The following is a 15,790-nucleotide window of genomic DNA, read 5'->3' as shown; positions in this document are numbered from 1 at the left end:
TTTTTATTTCGTTAATCTCATCTCGAGATACTTGTTGGTAAACCCAAGACTTTCGTATAATTTTCGGGCAGGGTTATCTGGTTCGACATGTAGTGCAATGTTCCCATTGGACATGTCAATTGCAGTTTTCATAAGTTTCTTACCTACCCCCTTTCCACGCTGAGCCGCATCTACAGCTATATAGACCAAGATATTCTCGGGAATATAACCTGACATCCCAGTTCTATTCATAATGACTGCTCCTACGATTTTGCCATCTTCTCTAGCCATGACAGTAAAACCACCTTTATCGACAGCTTGATCCAATGCATAATCAAGACATTTCATAATATCTGCATGCGGATCTCCATATTGTTCTAAATGCGTGAATAAGAAGTCTGCAATTTCCTTTTTTTGTAAATAAGTCGCATTGTCTATTGCTGAAAGTGTTTCTATACTTACCATTATTTATAATTTTATTTCGATTTTTTCATTTTTTTATACTTATACACTAGCAAAAATGTTGCTAAAGAGGCAAAAACCCCGAAAAAATTTGGGTCTAACTCCATAGGAAGGTTCACATTAGCTAGTCCAAGACCACCTGTTACACTTCCCCCGACAATCATGGCTGCTAATGCAGCATCAGGATCCTTTTTCTTTGTAAACAAGCCAAACAATACTGGAATCAAGAGTCCAGAAACCATAAAGGCGTAGGAATAAAGCATTAGTTCCAGCACATTTGTCATTTGAAGTGCAACAAAAAGGGCTACCGCACCAAGACCAAGTGTGAACAGTTGCGAATATCTTATTTGTACTTTCTCACTTTTTTTGTTGAGCCACTTTCCAAAAATATCAGTACTCAAATTACCCGACGCTGCCATCAAACAAGAGTCCGCTGTAGATAATACAGCAGAAAAATAGGCTGCCATCATCAATCCCAAAAGCCCTGAAGGCAATATAGTCCGTAATAAAATCGGTAGCCCCATTTCAGGATCCAAAGTCTCCAAATCAAAAATCAACAAATCCTGTTCAAAAGCAACTCTGGATAACAACCCAAGGGAAACCCCCATAAATGCCATGATCGGCCATTCAAATAACCCCGCAATGAACCATGCCTTCTTTGCAGATGCCACATCTCTACTTGCAAAGATCCTTTGATACAATGTCATCCCTATAAACCAAATTGGCAAAATTGTAATCCCCCAATTGGCAAAGTCTTGCCACCTTAGATTAGTCAAAGTAAAAAACTCATCTGGCAAAGTCTGTCGAATCACTTCCCATCCACCTACATGAAAATATGCTATCGGTAATCCAATAAAAATAAAACCTAGCATCAAAATAATCCACTGAACTGTATCAGTGTAAATTACAGCCTTCAAACCTCCCAAAACTGTATAGATAACAGCAATCGCTCCCATAATCCACAAAGCTTGATTAATATCCAACTCCTCGAATGTTCCTGATGCTAACTTTGCACCAGCCAAAAGCTGCGAAGAGGTAAATCCCAAATAACCTACCAAACAGATAACTGCTGCCACTATCCCTACTTTCCTATCAAAAAGGTGCTTAAAAATCTGGGGAAATGTATAAAAATTTGCAAAAGCTGGATCTTGTTTAACTCTAGGAATCAAAAAAACTGCTGCCAACCATGCTCCTAACAATCCAGTAAATAGCATCCAACTACCAGAAAGCCCCATGACAAAACCCAAACCGCCTAATCCAACCGAGAACCCTCCTCCAACATCTGTCGCTACTACAGAAAGTCCTATATGCCAACTACCGATATCTCTTCCACCAACATAATAATCATCTTGATTTTTATTCTTCTGCATGAAGTAGTATCCTACTCCAAGCATTATCAACATGTACCCGACAAAAATGCCTAGGTCAATGTAATGCATCTATCCCCTTTCTTTTAAATTAACAAATTTTTAAATAATGGTAATTTTCAAAGATACAGATAATTGATTTAGTCTAAAAGATAGAATTCATCTAATTTAAACAATACCAATATATTGAAAATTTAGATTCAGATAATTATAAAAACATAAAAAAAAGCCGGCAAAACCGGCTTCCTAATTTTTCTATAGTTTGTAAATGGTACACAGATGAATGTTAAGGATACCAAAAATGAATCTATCCTAAACATCCTAGTCACTCATGTTCAAATACCTACTATGTTAAACTGTATCGCTACTCAATACTGCAGAGAAATACTCTCTGTTCATTCTTGCAATATTAGTAATACTTATTCCTTTAGGACATTCTGCTTCACAAGCTCCTGTATTTGTACATGCTCCAAAACCTTCTGCGTCCATTTGAGCAACCATGTTTTCAGCTCTGATTTTTCTTTCCACCTGACCTTGTGGCAACAGAGCCAACTGGGAAATCTTAGCAGAAGTGAATAGCATAGCTGAAGCATTCTTACATGCTGCTACACATGCACCACAGCCAATACACTGTGCTGCATCCATAGCCAAATCAGCAATTGACTTAGGGATTGGAATTTCATTGGCATCAGGGACGCCACCTGTATTCACAGACACATAGCCACCTGCTTGGATAATTCTATCAAAAGAAGATCTATCTACTACCAAATCCTTCAATACTGGAAAAGCTTTTGCTCTCCATGGCTCTATGCTAATAGTGTCACCATCCTTGAATGATCTCATATGCAGTTGACAAGTAGTCGTCTGCTGAGGACCATGAGGATTCCCGTTGATATAAAGGGAACACATTCCACAGATACCCTCTCTACAATCATGGTCAAAATGAACTGGATCTTCACCTTTGGTAGAGAGTTGCTCATTTAATACATCCAACATCTCCAAAAATGACATATCTTCAGAAATATCGGTAATTTTATATTCTTTAAATCCACCTTTGTCGGTGTTGTTTTTCTGTCTCCAGATTTTTAAGGTTAAATTCATAGCTCTGATGAGTTTAATACTTTGTTAAATTACTTGTAACTTCTTTGGGTCAACTTCACATTTTCGAACACAAGAGGCTCTTTGTTCAATTCTTCCTCAAGCCCTTCACCCAAGTACTTCCATGCAGAAACAAAAGCGAAGTTTTCATCATCTCTTAGAGCTTCACCTTCAGGAGTCTGATACTCCTCACGGAAGTGACCTCCACAAGATTCATTTCTACTCAATGCGTCATCTACCATCAACTCTCCCAACTCTATGAAATCCGCTACTCTATTTGCCTTTTCCAAAGATTGGTTTAGTTCTTCATTTGCACCAAGAACATTCACATTGGTCCAAAATTCTTTCTTCAATTCTTTGATCATTGCCTTGGCTTTAGTGAGTCCCTCTGCGGTCCTAGCCATACCACAATAATCCCACATGATCTTTCCTAATTTCTTATGGTAGTAATCAACTGTTTTATCACCTTTGATGCTTAGCAGCTTTTGTAACCTATCGCTAACCTCTTTTTCTGCCTTTTGAAATTCAGGATGATCTGTAGAAATTCTATCATTTGGGTTTTGAGCCAAATAATCTCCAATAGTATATGGTGCTACAAAGTATCCGTCTGCCAATCCTTGCATCAATGCTGATGCGCCAAGTCTATTTGCTCCGTGGTCAGAGAAATTAGCCTCGCCCAATGCATATAATCCCGGTATCGTAGTCATCAAATTATAATCTACCCAAAGACCGCCCATTGTGTAATGAACCGCTGGATAGATCATCATTGGAACTTGATATGGGTTATCGCCGGTGATTTGCTGATACATATCAAACAAGTTCCCATATTTTGCTTTGATGGTGGCTTCACCATCTCGTTTGATCGCATCTCTGAAATCCAAGAAAACAGCTTCTCCCGTTTCATTCACACCTCTCCCTTCATCACAAACATATTTTGCATTTCTAGAGGCTACATCCCTAGGGACTAAGTTACCAAAAGAAGGATATTTTCTTTCTAAATAATAATCTCTATCCTCTTCCTTGATATCATTCACTTTGATTAAGCCTTTTCTTAATTTCTCAGCTGTCTCAACTGTTGCTGGCACCCAAACTCTACCGTCGTTTCTTAACGATTCAGACATCAAGGTAAGCTTAGACTGATGGTCTCCAGAGACAGGAATACAAGTTGGGTGAATTTGCGTAAAAGAAGGGTTTGCAAAGTACGCTCCTTTTTTGTGAGCTCTCCATGCTGCAGTTACGTTAGAACCCATTGCATTTGTAGAAAGGAAAAATACATTTCCATATCCTCCAGTACAAAGTAATACTGCATGCGCACTATGAGATTCTATAGCTCCAGTGATAAGGTTTCTAGTTACTATGCCTCTAGCTTTCCCATCTACCATGACAACATCCATCATCTCAGTTCTAGGGTAAAGCTTCACTTTGCCATTTGCAACTTGCCTACTCAGAGCAGAATATGCACCTAACAGTAATTGCTGACCAGTTTGTCCTTTAGCATAGAATGTTCTGGAAACTTGAGCTCCCCCAAAAGATCTATTGGCCAAAAGCCCTCCATATTCTCTAGCAAAGGGAACACCTTGAGCTACACATTGGTCAATAATGTTGACAGAAACTTGAGCTAGACGATATACATTTCCCTCTCTTGCTCTGTAATCACCTCCTTTTATCGTATCGTAAAACAATCGGTAAACTGAATCACCGTCATTTTGATAATTTTTAGCTGCATTTATTCCTCCCTGAGCAGCAATTGAGTGCGCTCTTCTTGGACTATCTTGAAAGCAAAATGCTTTTACATTGTAACCTAGTTCTGCTAAAGATGCGGCAGCAGAAGCTCCAGCAAGGCCAGTTCCAACTACAATCACATCATATTTCCTTTTGTTAGCTGGATTTACAAGCTTTACATTGAATTTATGGTTGGTCCATTTTTCCGCTAATGGCCCTTCAGGTATTTTAGAATCAAGTATCATCGATTTGTTGATTTTAATTTCATTAATCAATTAACAATTTATTTGGCTACTAGTTTTGAAAAAACATCACCAAGGGTATCAACGCAAACAAAGCGGGTATCAAAATCGAAAATACTAATCCGACTTTTCTTATAAGCGGAGAATATTTCACATGATTCAACCCCAAAGTCTGAAATGCACTTGCAAACCCATGGGATAAATGGAATGCCAAGAACCCCATACTCAAAACATAAAATGCAACATAGAGAACATTACTATAAGCAGCTGATACTATTGCAAATACATCCTTGAATTCAACACCTTCATAGGAAGTCATTGGTATTGAACCAAACTTCACTTCATAGTAGAAACCTTTTAAGTGAACAAGGATGAAAATTAAAAGCAAAGTACCCAAAATCCCCATGTTTCTTGAAGCCCAAGTACTGTTTGAGGATGCTTTTGTAATTGAATAACCAACAGGTCTTGACTTTTTATTATGTCGTGACAATATGATTGAATAAATAACGTGTAACAAAATGAAAGCAAAGTTCCCAATTGATACAACTTTGATGAAAGGATTGTTGGCCATAGTAGCTGCATATTTATTAAATGCTTCACCACCGTCTGGGATCAACAACTGAAGATTACCTGCTAAATGTACTACCAAGAATAAAATTAGAAATAATCCAGTAAGAGCCATCAATACTTTTCGGCCCAGCGTGCTATTTAAGGTCTTAGATACCCAACTCATATTTTTTGATTAAATGTAGAATGTTTACAGATTATACTTTGGGGTCAAATTTACATTCGGAAAGCTTAGTAAACAATCAAAGCGCAACCGTTTAAACTTATTTTAAAACGTTCTAAATAACTCTTAAATCATCACAGAAACCCCTTGTTTTGACATAAATCTAACCAAGTGATTAATTTTATTGTTTGAATAAATGATAATAATTTCTACTTCCTTTAGTTATTTTCGTATATCTTGTAATTGTTAAGTCAGACATTCATGAAAATCAGATATTTACTTTTATTTGCCATAACTCTTTTGCTTGCAAATATCCACCAAGCATCTGCAACACATATTCGGGCAGGAGAAATAATTGCAGAGCGAGTTTCCACCCAAACTCTTACATACAGAATAACTGTAGTAGGTTATACCGACACCAGGTCTAATGTGGTATTTGGACCTGGGACAATAAACTTTGGAGATGGCAGAGAAGTGTCTCTGAATACTGAGAGTGATATTGTTTTGGTTGAGCCTTTGGGAAACCAAATTGAAAAAAACACCTTTGTGGTTACTCATACTTATCAGGGACCTGGTCAATACACCATTAGGTTTAAGGAATTTAACCGTAATGACAACACCCTAAATATGGATAATTCAGTAGATACGCCATTTTATGTGGAAACTATGATTAGGATTGATCCATTTTTGGGGGTAAACAATTCACCTGTACTAACAATCCCTCCTGTCGATAATGGTGGTGTAAATATCCGATATATCCACAACCCAGGTGCCTATGATCCCGATGGAGATAGTTTGGCATACAGCATGGATATCCCAAAACAAGATTTTCAAAGAACAGTAAATAACTACAGAAGCCCAGCTAGTTCAGAATTCAGTTTCAATAGAGAAGATGGAGGGACACCCCCATTCTTAACACTTGATCCGATTACAGGCGATTTGATTTGGGACGCGCCCGGATTAGCAGGTCAGTTCAATGTTGCATTTAGAATTGAAGAATATAGAAAAATAGATGGACAGTTTAGATTGATTGGGTATGTAGTCAGGGACATGCAAATCATAATCGAAAACACAAATAACCGAAGACCAGAACTAGTCCTACCAGAGGATCTTTGTGTAGTAGCAGGGACAAATATTGAAGAAATCATACAAGGAAGTGATCCTGATGGTGATCAAATCAAAATCGAATTATTTGGTGGACCATTTGAGATTTTGACATCTAAAGCCAGCTACAATCCTGAATCTGAATTCCAACCAAGCCCAGGTATTGTCAATTTCAATTGGCAGACTGTATGTAGTCATGTTCAAGAAAATCCATATCAAGTAAGAGTTCGAATTACGGATCAACCAAGCTCAGGCCCTGCTTTAGTGGATATTAAAACTTGGAACATAAGGGTAATTGCACCTCCTCCGGTCATAGATGAAATTGAACAACTTCCTGGTAGAACAGTACAATTAAGTTGGGATCCGTATTCATGTGGTAACTCAGCAGAGACTATGCAAATCTGGAGAAGATTGAATAGTGATCCATATGAACCTGATTCTTGTGAGACGGGCATTCGTGCTGGCTTTGAATTGATTGGAACGACAGATATGTCTACCTTTAATTTCTTGGATAACAATCAAGAGGAAGGTCTATCACCAGGAAACACATATTGTTATAGGTTAGTAGCTGCATTTCCTTCTCCAAGATTGGGTGAGAGCATTGTATCCGAAGAAATCTGTGTTACAATTGATGTTGACGTACCGTTGATTACAAACGTAAGTGTGGAAGAGACTGATGATGAAAACGGTGAGATCTTTATCAAATGGACTCCTCCTTATGACATAGATTCTGAACAATTCCCGGGACCTTTTACTTATGAACTAATCAGATCAGAAGGTTTCACAGGAAATCAAAACCGTACTTCAATTACCACTACTACAGACACTCTATTTACTGATATAGGGTTAAATACAGAAAACCTTGTTTACAACTATAAAGTAATACTCAGGGAAGGTAATACTACAATTGATAGCTCAAGCATTGCTTCATCTGTTAGATTAGATCCGGTAATCATCAATGAAGCAATAGAATTGAACTGGACATTTAATGTTCCTTGGAATAACTCCGTAGGTGAATTCAGACATGAGGTTTACAGAAATAGAACAGACCCTAATTCCCAAGACTCAGAGAATTTTACCTTGATAGCTGAAGTGGATGTCACGTCAAATGGATTCACGTATTTTGATGATGGAAGTCATAATGGGGTCCCTCTTCAGAAAGAGATTGAATATTGCTATTACGTAATTACAAAGGGCTCCTATAATGTTGATAATTTGATTTATCCTTTAGATAACAAAAGCCAAATCACTTGTGCACGTCCAGATGACAATAGTTTGCCTTGCCCACCAGTCTTAACTTTTGAGGGTCCGGAATGCTCGACTTATCTATCAGACAAGCCTTGTGGGACTAATTTGTTTGAGCATGACCTAAGTTGGGAACCTGACTTTTCTGGAGATTGTGACAATGAATTAAGCAGCTACAGATTATATTTCAGTCCCGAAGGTGAGGAAGGAGTTTTTACTTTGATAGAGACATATTCTGCTTTGAACACCACAGGAAGAATCACAAATCTTCCTGATTACAAAGGCTGTTATTATATAACTGCAGTGGATCGATCTGGAAATGAAAGTGATCCTAGTAACATTGTATGTGTGGACAATTGTCCTTACTACGAGTTGCCAAATGCCTTTACTCCAAATGGAGATGGTGTTAACGAGACGTTTATGGCTTTTGACAATCCATTTCCAAAATGTCCAAGATTTGTAGAAGGTGTAGAAATATTCATCGTAAATAGATGGGGCGTCGAGGTATTTAGCTACAATAGCTTTACGGCTAATGAATCTGATATCTACATCAGATGGGATGGAAAAGATAAAAATGGAAAAGAGCTGCCAGCGGGGACATATTTCTACAGTGCCGTAGTAAGGTTTGATGCTTTTGACCCTGCTCTTCAAGAGCAAAAATTAAAAGGAACAATCCAAATTATCCGATGAGAATTCAAGACAAATATAGTATAGTCCTATTCGATGGAGTCTGTAACCTTTGTAATAACGCTGTTGATTTTATAATCAGAAAGGACAAAAATGATAAATTCAAGGTAGGAGCACTTCAAGATGAAGCTGTAAAAAAAATTCTTGTGGATTATAAAGTAAAAAAGGATTACTTAGATTCCTTAGTACTTATTGAAAGGAACGAAATTTATTATAAAAGTACAGCGGCACTCAAGATTGCAAAAAAATTAGGGGGTATTTGGAAAATCTTTTATGCTGGAATAATTTTGCCTGCATCTTGGAGAGACTCCATATATGATTGGATTGCTGAAAATAGATATAAATGGTACGGGAAAAAAGAAACCTGTAGGCTGCCAACCCCAGAAGAAAAAGCTAAATTCTTGTAAGACCAAACCAATAAACCAAACAATTTAATGGACATTTCAAAAGTATTTGAAAACAACGAAAAGTGGATTGAAAATAAGCTTGAAAAAGACCCAAATTATTTCAAAGAATTAGCCAAAGGACAAAACCCTGATATTTTATATGTTGGTTGCTCTGACAGTAGGGTTACTGCTGAAGATTTAATGGGTGTTCAGCCAGGTGATGTCTTTGTCCATAGAAACATTGCAAATATGGTGATCAGTATAGATCTCAATGTGATGTCAGTATTAAATTACGCAGTTGAAAACTTGAAGGTAGATCATATTGTGATTTGCGGGCATTATGAATGTGGTGGCGTAAAAGCTGCCATGAACCCTGCAGATTTAGGGATTTTGAATCCTTGGTTAAGAAATATCAGAGATGTTTATAGGATTCATAGAGTCGAATTGAATGCCATAGAAGACGAATCTACAAGATATAATAGACTTGTAGAATTGAATGTCCAAGAACAATGTGTGAACCTATTAAAAACTGCTGTAGTTCAAAAGGCTGTTCGACAAAGAGGAATGAAAGTTCATGGTTGGGTTTTTGATGTTTCACAAGGAAGATTGATTGACTTAAAATTAGATATTTATAGCATAATCGAAGAAATTACTGAAATTTATGATTTAGGTTTTTAATTTTCACTTCATTGCTTTTTATAAATAACTTGAATTGGATATTAGTTTTGCTTCCTAGTTTACACATTTCTACTCCCTCGATCTTAAAGTAAAAAGACTAATAGCATTGAAGATAATTTATACACTCCTAATTAGAATAACGTTAAAATAGAATAAACAATGAAAAAAGCATATATTTTCCCAGGACAAGGAGCACAGTTTGCTGGAATGGGGAAAGATCTATACGAGAATAGTGATCTTGCAAAAACACTTTTTGAAAAAGCAAATGAAGTATTAGGGTTCAGAATTACCGACATCATGTTTGAAGGTAGTGACGAGGAACTAAAACAAACAAAAGTGACCCAGCCAGCAATATTTTTACATTCTGTAATTTTAGCTAAGACTTCAGAAAATTTCAAACCAGACATGGTTGCAGGGCATTCATTAGGTGAGTTTTCCGCTTTGGTAGCAAATGGGACTTTATCATTTGAAGATGGCCTTAGACTTGTTTATCAAAGAGCATTAGCAATGCAAGAAGCTTGTGAAATCAACCCATCAGGCATGGCTGCCATTTTGGGTTTAGATGATAATTTAGTAGAGGAAATTTGTAAAGATATCGAAGGAGAAATAGTAGTTGCTGCAAATTATAACTGTCCAGGCCAGTTGGTTATTTCTGGCTCAAACAAAGGAATAGAAATAGCTTGTGAAAAAATGAAAGAAGCTGGTGCAAAAAGGGCATTACCGCTTCCTGTTGGAGGAGCTTTTCATTCACCTTTGATGGAATCTGCTAGGGAGAAACTTCAAGCAGCCATTGAAAATACTGTCTTCAATAATCCTTTGTGCCCAGTTTATCAAAATGTAAGCACTACTGGTATTTCTGATGTTTCAGAAATCAAAAATAACTTAATTGCACAATTGACGGCACCGGTAAAATGGACTCAATCTGTCCAACAAATGGTGGAAGATGGTGCAACTTCCTTTATAGAATGTGGGCCTGGAAAAGTCCTTCAAGGATTAGTGAAGAAAATCCATCGAGAAGCTGAAGTCTCAAGTATTTAAAAAAAAGCCCTTAAAATTGGGCTTTTTTTATTGCACCTTAATAACATTGCAAGAATCTGTACACTTACGTAACAATTCTTTATTAGTAAGGTGGAATTTAGGATGAACAAAATCAGGCAAAACCTCTTCCAAGGGGACTAAAACAAAACGCCTTTCTGAAATGTAAGGGTGGGGTACAATTAGGTTGGGTTTGTTTATAATTTCTTCCCCGAAATAGAGAATATCAATATCCATGGTTCTATTTCCCCATTTGACATCCCTTTCTCTACCCAACTCTTTTTCTACCTTTAAAGCTATATCCAAAATATACTCTGCTTCAAAATCAGTTTCAAATATCAATATTTGATTCAAATAGTCTCCTTTTGATTTACCTCCCCAAGCCTGAGTTTCATAAACTGCGGATTTATCTTTTAACTGACCGATTTTAAACATCAGCTTCGATTTTGCTTCAGAAAGTAATGCCATCCTATCCCCTACATTACCTCCAATAATTAAAATAACTTGCCTCATTTTCCATTTATTCATTTCAAGGTTCAACAATAAAGAAAAAAGCGGTATTTTAGGAGCTTAAAATAAAATAAATATGAGATTTCTAGGAAATGTATTAGCTGTAATCGTTGGGCTTTTGGTATTTTCAGTCTTGAGTTTCTTCATTTTGGCGGGAATTATAGCTATTGCTTCATCGTCAGATAGCGAAGTAAAAATCAAAGAAAATACTGTTCTTGTCCTGAATTTGGATGGAAGAAATATTGTAGAAAGAACTAGTGATGACGATTTTAACATATCATCAATCCCAGGTTTCAGTGCTGTTTCAAACGTAGGCTTGCTAAATCTTAAGAAGGCTATCAAAACAGCTGCAGAAAATGAAAATGTAAAAGGTATTTACCTAAAAGCAGGAATGGTCTTCGCAGGTCAGGCGATGCTTCAAGAGCTAAGGGAAGAATTGATCTCATTCAAAGAATCCGGTAAATTCATTGTCTCCTACAGTGAAATCTATTCAGAAAGTGGCTATTTCCTAAGTTCAGCAGCAGATGAAATATACCTCAACCCTCTGGGCGGAATGGAATTTAATGGATTTTCTTCTGAAATTGTTTTCTTCAAAGGTTTATTTGAGAAATTGGAGGTAGAGCCAGTGATTTTTAGAGTTGGAGAATTCAAAAGTGCTGTGGAACCTTTTCTACTTGATAAAATGAGTGATGAAAATAGGCTCCAAACAAGTGTCTTTTTAAATGACCTTAATGATTTTGCCATTTCTAAAATATCAGAAAGCAGAAGCTTACCCTATGAAAAAGTCCAAGAAATAAACAGTCAAATGCTTATTCGTAAGAATGCAGATGCGCTTGAATTGAAAATGGTTGATGGGCTTTGGTACGAAGATCAGGTGAAAGATTTACTTAGGGAAAAACTAGGAATCGAAGAAGATGACGATATTAATTCAATAAATGTCACAACAATTAATAAGTCTGCAAAAAGCAAAAACAAGCTTTCTAAAAATAAAATCGCAGTAATAATTGCTCAAGGTGACATAGTGAGCGGATCAGGCGAAGGAGTCATTGCTTCTGAATCTTTTGTCAAAGAAGTAAATAAAGCTAAAAAGGATGAAAATGTAAAAGCTATAGTGATAAGAGTAAACTCACCTGGAGGTTCTGCATTGGCTTCAGAAGTAATGTGGAGAGCTTTATCTGAAGCTAAAAAAGTGAAACCTGTAATTGCTTCTATGGGGGAATATGCGGCATCTGGAGGTTATTACATCTCAGCTCCTGCAGATACCATCGTTGCCCAACCAAATACAATTACAGGTTCTATCGGGATTTTTGGCCTTTGGTTTAATGCAGAAGGGTTTATGAAAAACAAACTAGGACTAACAACAGATGTAGTTAAAACTGGAGAATTATCTGATTTCTTAAGCTTTTCAAGAAAATTGACAGATCTGGAAAAGTCAATCTACCAAAGTAATGTTGAGGAAGGATATGACACTTTTATTTCAAGAGTGTCAGAAGGTAGAAATATGACTAAAGAAGAAGTATTGGAAGTTGCCTCAGGAAGAGTATGGTCGGGAATTCAGGCAAAGGAAAATGGGCTTGTAGATGTATTGGGTAATCTAGAGGATGCTATAGAGATTGCCGCAAAAAAAGTGGGAGTGGAAGATGATTATAGAATAGTTTATTTACCTCAAGAAAAGTCGTTTTTCGAAAGGCTCATGGCCGATCTAACTAACGATGTACAAACACGCTACATGCGTCATAAGCTAGGTAGCTTTTACCCAGTTTATTCTGAAATTGAAAAGATAAAAAAATACGAAGGTCTTATGCTTAGAATGCCATATGACATTATAGTTGAATAAAAAAAGGAGCTTCGAGCTCCTTTTTTTTTATTTAATTGATTTTCAGGTGTTTAATCTAATTTGAATTTAAATTATATGTATATCCGCTTTCACACCGTTTAATTAGGTACACACCTAGAATTCAGGCAAGATCATGTTGTCAACTGTCGACAGTCAATAGTCCACGATTATCCGCTTGATCGGATTGCTTTATTTCCCTACTGGTGTGTCATTGCAGATAATCATATTAAATTAAAAAGAAGCTTTTCTTAAAGCATTTACAAGGAAGGCTGCTTTTCCTATTGCAACAAAACTTTCCAAGCATCCTCAATATTGCCAGATTCCAAGAGTGATTTGGCATGAGTATGAAGATTAAACAACAAACTCTCTTTGTCATTTTGAAACCTTACTTTTATCTCTACAATTTCAGGTCTATTCCCATATTCCCAAACATCTTCATCTGATGGTAACTTTTCAATATTCCCAAGCCTTCCTAGGTTGTTTCCGGTAAGTACCATGCTATTCTTGACTACATCAGGAAGCTGATCCACCCCTATCCCTTTATTTCTAATAGGCTTAGGGATCTCAAATAAAGATTCCTTTGTCACCCTACAGTACCAGTTCCCTCCCATCCTCGCGACTGCTTCAAATTTAAAGGGATCAACTAGACCATTCTGATCGAGTATAGCATCATCAATATGGGCTAACACAACCTCGCAAATAATCAAATTCCCTGCACCTCCTTGATCACCCAAAGATATTATTTCCTTCACAAGACATTCAAAAGAAACTGGTGCTTCTTTCACTCTCGGAGGAGCAACCTTCAACGATTTCACTTCAGTAAGACCCGCTTTGGTAAATTCATTGACACCTTTATCATATTCTGTACTTGCCAATGACATCTGTTCTACTAAGGAAAAATCGATAATATTTATCACAACCTCCTTCACATCATGAACATTCTCTAATGTGTGCTTGGTAGTATTATCTCGTACTCTGCGAGAAGGAGAAAACACCAAAATTGGAGGATTGGAACTGAAAACATTGAAGTAACTGAAGGGACTCAAATTAACCTTACCGTCTTTATCAACTGTACTGGCAAATGCAATCGGCCTAGGTGCAACGGCACTTTGGAGATAAGCTTGAAATTCCGATGCATTAACTGTAGTAGGGTCAATTGTCATAATATTTGTATTTAATTTATTAATTATAAGGCCATAATTATATCAAATTGCTATTCAATTAGACAAATTAAAGAAAAAGCACATTTTTATTACTAATTTTAAAATAACAAAAATAAAACGCTACTCACAAATGAAAATGAAATTCTCACTGATTCTATCGCTTTTATTGGTTATTAGTAATTTGGCATTGTCCCAAAGTTATAATTTCGGAACATATAATATAAAGTTTGACGATAAAAATGATTTAGAAAACCTTTGGATAGACCGTTCAGAACACTTATTTAATTTAATAAAGTTCCATCAAATGGACATTATTGGAACCCAAGAAGGTCTAAAAAACCAACTAGAAGAGATTAGTAAATCTTTGAATTTCCCATATGTAGGAATTAGCAGAGAAGAAGGAGGCGAGAAAGGAGAGTTTTCAGCAATTTTTTATAATCCTGAAAAATTCAAACTTTTAGAGAACAAAACATTTTGGCTTTCTACAAGTCCAGAAATCCCTTCCAAAGGATGGGATGCAGCTTTGAATAGAGTATGTACATATGCGAAATTTGAGGATGAAGGTGGACAAAAATTCTATGTGTTTAATATCCATTATGACCACGTTGGACAGCAAGCAAGAGAAGAAAGTAGCAAATTGGTATTGTCCAAAATAAATGAGATCAACAATGAAAATTTACCAGTGGTTTTCATGGGAGACTTTAACGTTGACATGGAAAACAACGCTTATAAGATCATTGTAAATACAGGATTCAAAGATTCCAGAAGTGAAAGCCAAACTCCTCATTATGGAGATATTGGTACTTTCAATGGTTATAACTGGAATAAAACACCAGAAAATATCATTGACCATATTTTTATAAACAAGGGGATTACAGTTAAGCGATATGGTATTTTGACTGATAATTATGGAAAAAAATATCCATCAGACCATTTCCCTGTTTTGATAGAACTAACATTTGATTAAAATTTAAAATACGTACCTCCCATCTACACAATCAAACCTTTGAGGTTTCAAAAAACCTCAAAGGTATTAGAGCAGAGGTTCTCTCTTTATAATTTAACATCATTATAGAAAATAAAAACCTTCGAGGTTTAAAAAAAACCTTAAAGGTTGGGTCAATAAACCTTTGAGGTTTCAAAAACCTCGAAGGTTTTCCCCAATGTCTTACTGCTTTACTTTTAAGTCTAAACATCATTCATCACACCGGCCAATCCAAAAAAGCAATACCATCACATACATCTCCCAGATTAAAAACCTTACACGCCTCTGCGCCTCTGCGTGCCCCATCCCTTCCCCCAAAAATCTGCGCCCCTCTGCATTCTTGGCGAGATCTTTCAGCCTGGGGTTTAAACGCAAAAAAGCCAGTCGCGAATGCTATCGTGACTGGCTTTGAATAATGTGGCGGCGACCTACTCTCCCGGGTGTAACCCCAGTACCATCGGCGCTGCAGGGCTTAACTTCTCTGTTCGGGATGGGAAGAGGTGGGACCCCTGCGCTAGGCCGCCTAAATCTTTGGACTTTTTGATATAGCATATTCGACT

Annotated in this window: 13 protein-coding genes and 1 rRNA gene; 6 read left to right on the top strand and 8 right to left on the bottom strand. The window is 36.8% G+C overall.

What is annotated here, in order from left to right; all coding sequences use genetic code 11:
* Positions 1-3: 3 nt before the first annotated feature.
* The 5 genes from MM213_RS19450 to MM213_RS19430 form a co-directional block, all read right to left on the bottom strand.
* The gene (locus MM213_RS19450) at positions 4-444 is read right to left on the bottom strand and encodes a GNAT family N-acetyltransferase (protein ID WP_241414556.1); all 441 of its coding nucleotides are present in this window, start codon (positions 442-444) and stop codon (positions 4-6) included.
* Positions 445-455: 11 nt separating this feature from the next.
* Positions 456-1,880: a sodium:solute symporter family protein gene (locus MM213_RS19445; RefSeq protein WP_241414555.1), complete on the bottom strand. Its 1,425-nt coding sequence runs from the start codon at positions 1,878-1,880 to the stop codon at positions 456-458.
* Positions 1,881-2,159: 279 nt separating this feature from the next.
* Positions 2,160-2,909, bottom strand: coding sequence for a succinate dehydrogenase/fumarate reductase iron-sulfur subunit (locus MM213_RS19440; protein WP_241414554.1), 750 nt, complete (start codon positions 2,907-2,909; stop codon positions 2,160-2,162).
* A 29-nt stretch (positions 2,910-2,938) separates the two neighbouring features.
* On the bottom strand, positions 2,939-4,873 hold the full coding sequence (locus tag MM213_RS19435) for a fumarate reductase/succinate dehydrogenase flavoprotein subunit (protein ID WP_241414553.1): 1,935 nt from the start codon (positions 4,871-4,873) through the stop codon (positions 2,939-2,941).
* A gap of 49 nt (positions 4,874-4,922) precedes the next feature.
* Positions 4,923-5,603 (bottom strand): succinate dehydrogenase cytochrome b subunit, encoded by a 681-nt coding sequence (locus MM213_RS19430; protein ID WP_241414552.1) that lies wholly within the window; start codon positions 5,601-5,603, stop codon positions 4,923-4,925.
* Between the two features lie 258 nt (positions 5,604-5,861).
* On the opposite strand from MM213_RS19430, the gene MM213_RS19425 reads away from it, so the two are divergent.
* The 4 genes from MM213_RS19425 (at position 5,862) to fabD (ending at position 10,738) form a co-directional block, all read left to right on the top strand.
* Entirely contained in the window at positions 5,862-8,639 is a 2,778-nt protein-coding gene (locus tag MM213_RS19425) for a T9SS type B sorting domain-containing protein (protein WP_241414551.1), read from the top strand.
* Positions 8,636-9,043 (top strand): thiol-disulfide oxidoreductase DCC family protein, encoded by a 408-nt coding sequence (locus tag MM213_RS19420; protein WP_241414550.1) that lies wholly within the window; start codon positions 8,636-8,638, stop codon positions 9,041-9,043. Before MM213_RS19425 ends, MM213_RS19420 begins: the two co-directional genes overlap by 4 nt.
* 27 nt (positions 9,044-9,070) lie before the next feature.
* Positions 9,071-9,700: a carbonic anhydrase gene (locus MM213_RS19415; RefSeq protein WP_241414549.1), complete on the top strand. Its 630-nt coding sequence runs from the start codon at positions 9,071-9,073 to the stop codon at positions 9,698-9,700.
* Positions 9,701-9,859: 159 nt separating this feature from the next.
* Complete coding sequence (fabD, locus tag MM213_RS19410; protein WP_241414548.1) at positions 9,860-10,738, top strand: ACP S-malonyltransferase; 879 nt, start codon at positions 9,860-9,862, stop codon at positions 10,736-10,738.
* A gap of 27 nt (positions 10,739-10,765) precedes the next feature.
* On the opposite strand, the gene folK is transcribed toward fabD, so the two are convergent.
* Entirely contained in the window at positions 10,766-11,248 is a 483-nt protein-coding gene (gene folK, locus MM213_RS19405; protein WP_241414547.1) for a 2-amino-4-hydroxy-6-hydroxymethyldihydropteridine diphosphokinase, read from the bottom strand.
* A gap of 73 nt (positions 11,249-11,321) precedes the next feature.
* Here folK and sppA point away from each other — a divergent pair, with 73 nt between their 5' ends.
* On the top strand, positions 11,322-13,082 hold the full coding sequence (sppA, locus tag MM213_RS19400) for a signal peptide peptidase SppA (RefSeq protein WP_241414546.1): 1,761 nt from the start codon (positions 11,322-11,324) through the stop codon (positions 13,080-13,082).
* Positions 13,083-13,360: 278 nt separating this feature from the next.
* Here sppA and MM213_RS19395 read toward each other — a convergent pair whose 3' ends face one another.
* Positions 13,361-14,245 (bottom strand): flavin reductase family protein, encoded by an 885-nt coding sequence (locus MM213_RS19395; RefSeq protein ID WP_241414545.1) that lies wholly within the window; start codon positions 14,243-14,245, stop codon positions 13,361-13,363.
* Between the two features lie 130 nt (positions 14,246-14,375).
* On the opposite strand from MM213_RS19395, the gene MM213_RS19390 reads away from it, so the two are divergent.
* Positions 14,376-15,212, top strand: a complete 837-nt coding sequence (locus MM213_RS19390) for an endonuclease/exonuclease/phosphatase family protein (protein WP_241414544.1) — start codon at positions 14,376-14,378, stop codon at positions 15,210-15,212.
* Positions 15,213-15,645: 433 nt separating this feature from the next.
* Here MM213_RS19390 and rrf read toward each other — a convergent pair.
* Positions 15,646-15,757 (bottom strand): 5S ribosomal RNA (gene rrf / locus MM213_RS19385).
* Positions 15,758-15,790: the final 33 nt, after the last annotated feature.

It is taken from the genome of Belliella alkalica, assembly GCF_022549785.1.
Lineage (GTDB): Bacteria > Bacteroidota > Bacteroidia > Cytophagales > Cyclobacteriaceae > Belliella > Belliella alkalica.
The sequence above is the reverse complement of the archived record's forward strand: the minus strand, read 5'-3'. Positions and strand labels throughout refer to the sequence as shown.

Bases quoted from the DNA above. Each gene is read 5' to 3' on its own strand.
- MM213_RS19450 (WP_241414556.1), bottom strand. From the start codon at position 444: ATGGTAAGTATAGAAACACTTTCAGCAATAGACAATGCGACTTATTTA.
- MM213_RS19445 (WP_241414555.1), bottom strand. From the start codon at position 1,880: ATGCATTACATTGACCTAGGCATTTTTGTCGGGTACATGTTGATAATG.
- MM213_RS19440 (WP_241414554.1), bottom strand. From the start codon at position 2,909: ATGAATTTAACCTTAAAAATCTGGAGACAGAAAAACAACACCGACAAA.
- MM213_RS19435 (WP_241414553.1), bottom strand. From the start codon at position 4,873: ATGATACTTGATTCTAAAATACCTGAAGGGCCATTAGCGGAAAAATGG.
- MM213_RS19430 (WP_241414552.1), bottom strand. From the start codon at position 5,603: ATGAGTTGGGTATCTAAGACCTTAAATAGCACGCTGGGCCGAAAAGTA.
- MM213_RS19425 (WP_241414551.1), top strand. From the start codon at position 5,862: ATGAAAATCAGATATTTACTTTTATTTGCCATAACTCTTTTGCTTGCA.
- MM213_RS19420 (WP_241414550.1), top strand. From the start codon at position 8,636: ATGAGAATTCAAGACAAATATAGTATAGTCCTATTCGATGGAGTCTGT.
- MM213_RS19415 (WP_241414549.1), top strand. From the start codon at position 9,071: ATGGACATTTCAAAAGTATTTGAAAACAACGAAAAGTGGATTGAAAAT.
- fabD (WP_241414548.1), top strand. From the start codon at position 9,860: ATGAAAAAAGCATATATTTTCCCAGGACAAGGAGCACAGTTTGCTGGA.
- folK (WP_241414547.1), bottom strand. From the start codon at position 11,248: ATGAGGCAAGTTATTTTAATTATTGGAGGTAATGTAGGGGATAGGATG.
- sppA (WP_241414546.1), top strand. From the start codon at position 11,322: ATGAGATTTCTAGGAAATGTATTAGCTGTAATCGTTGGGCTTTTGGTA.
- MM213_RS19395 (WP_241414545.1), bottom strand. From the start codon at position 14,245: ATGACAATTGACCCTACTACAGTTAATGCATCGGAATTTCAAGCTTAT.
- MM213_RS19390 (WP_241414544.1), top strand. From the start codon at position 14,376: ATGAAAATGAAATTCTCACTGATTCTATCGCTTTTATTGGTTATTAGT.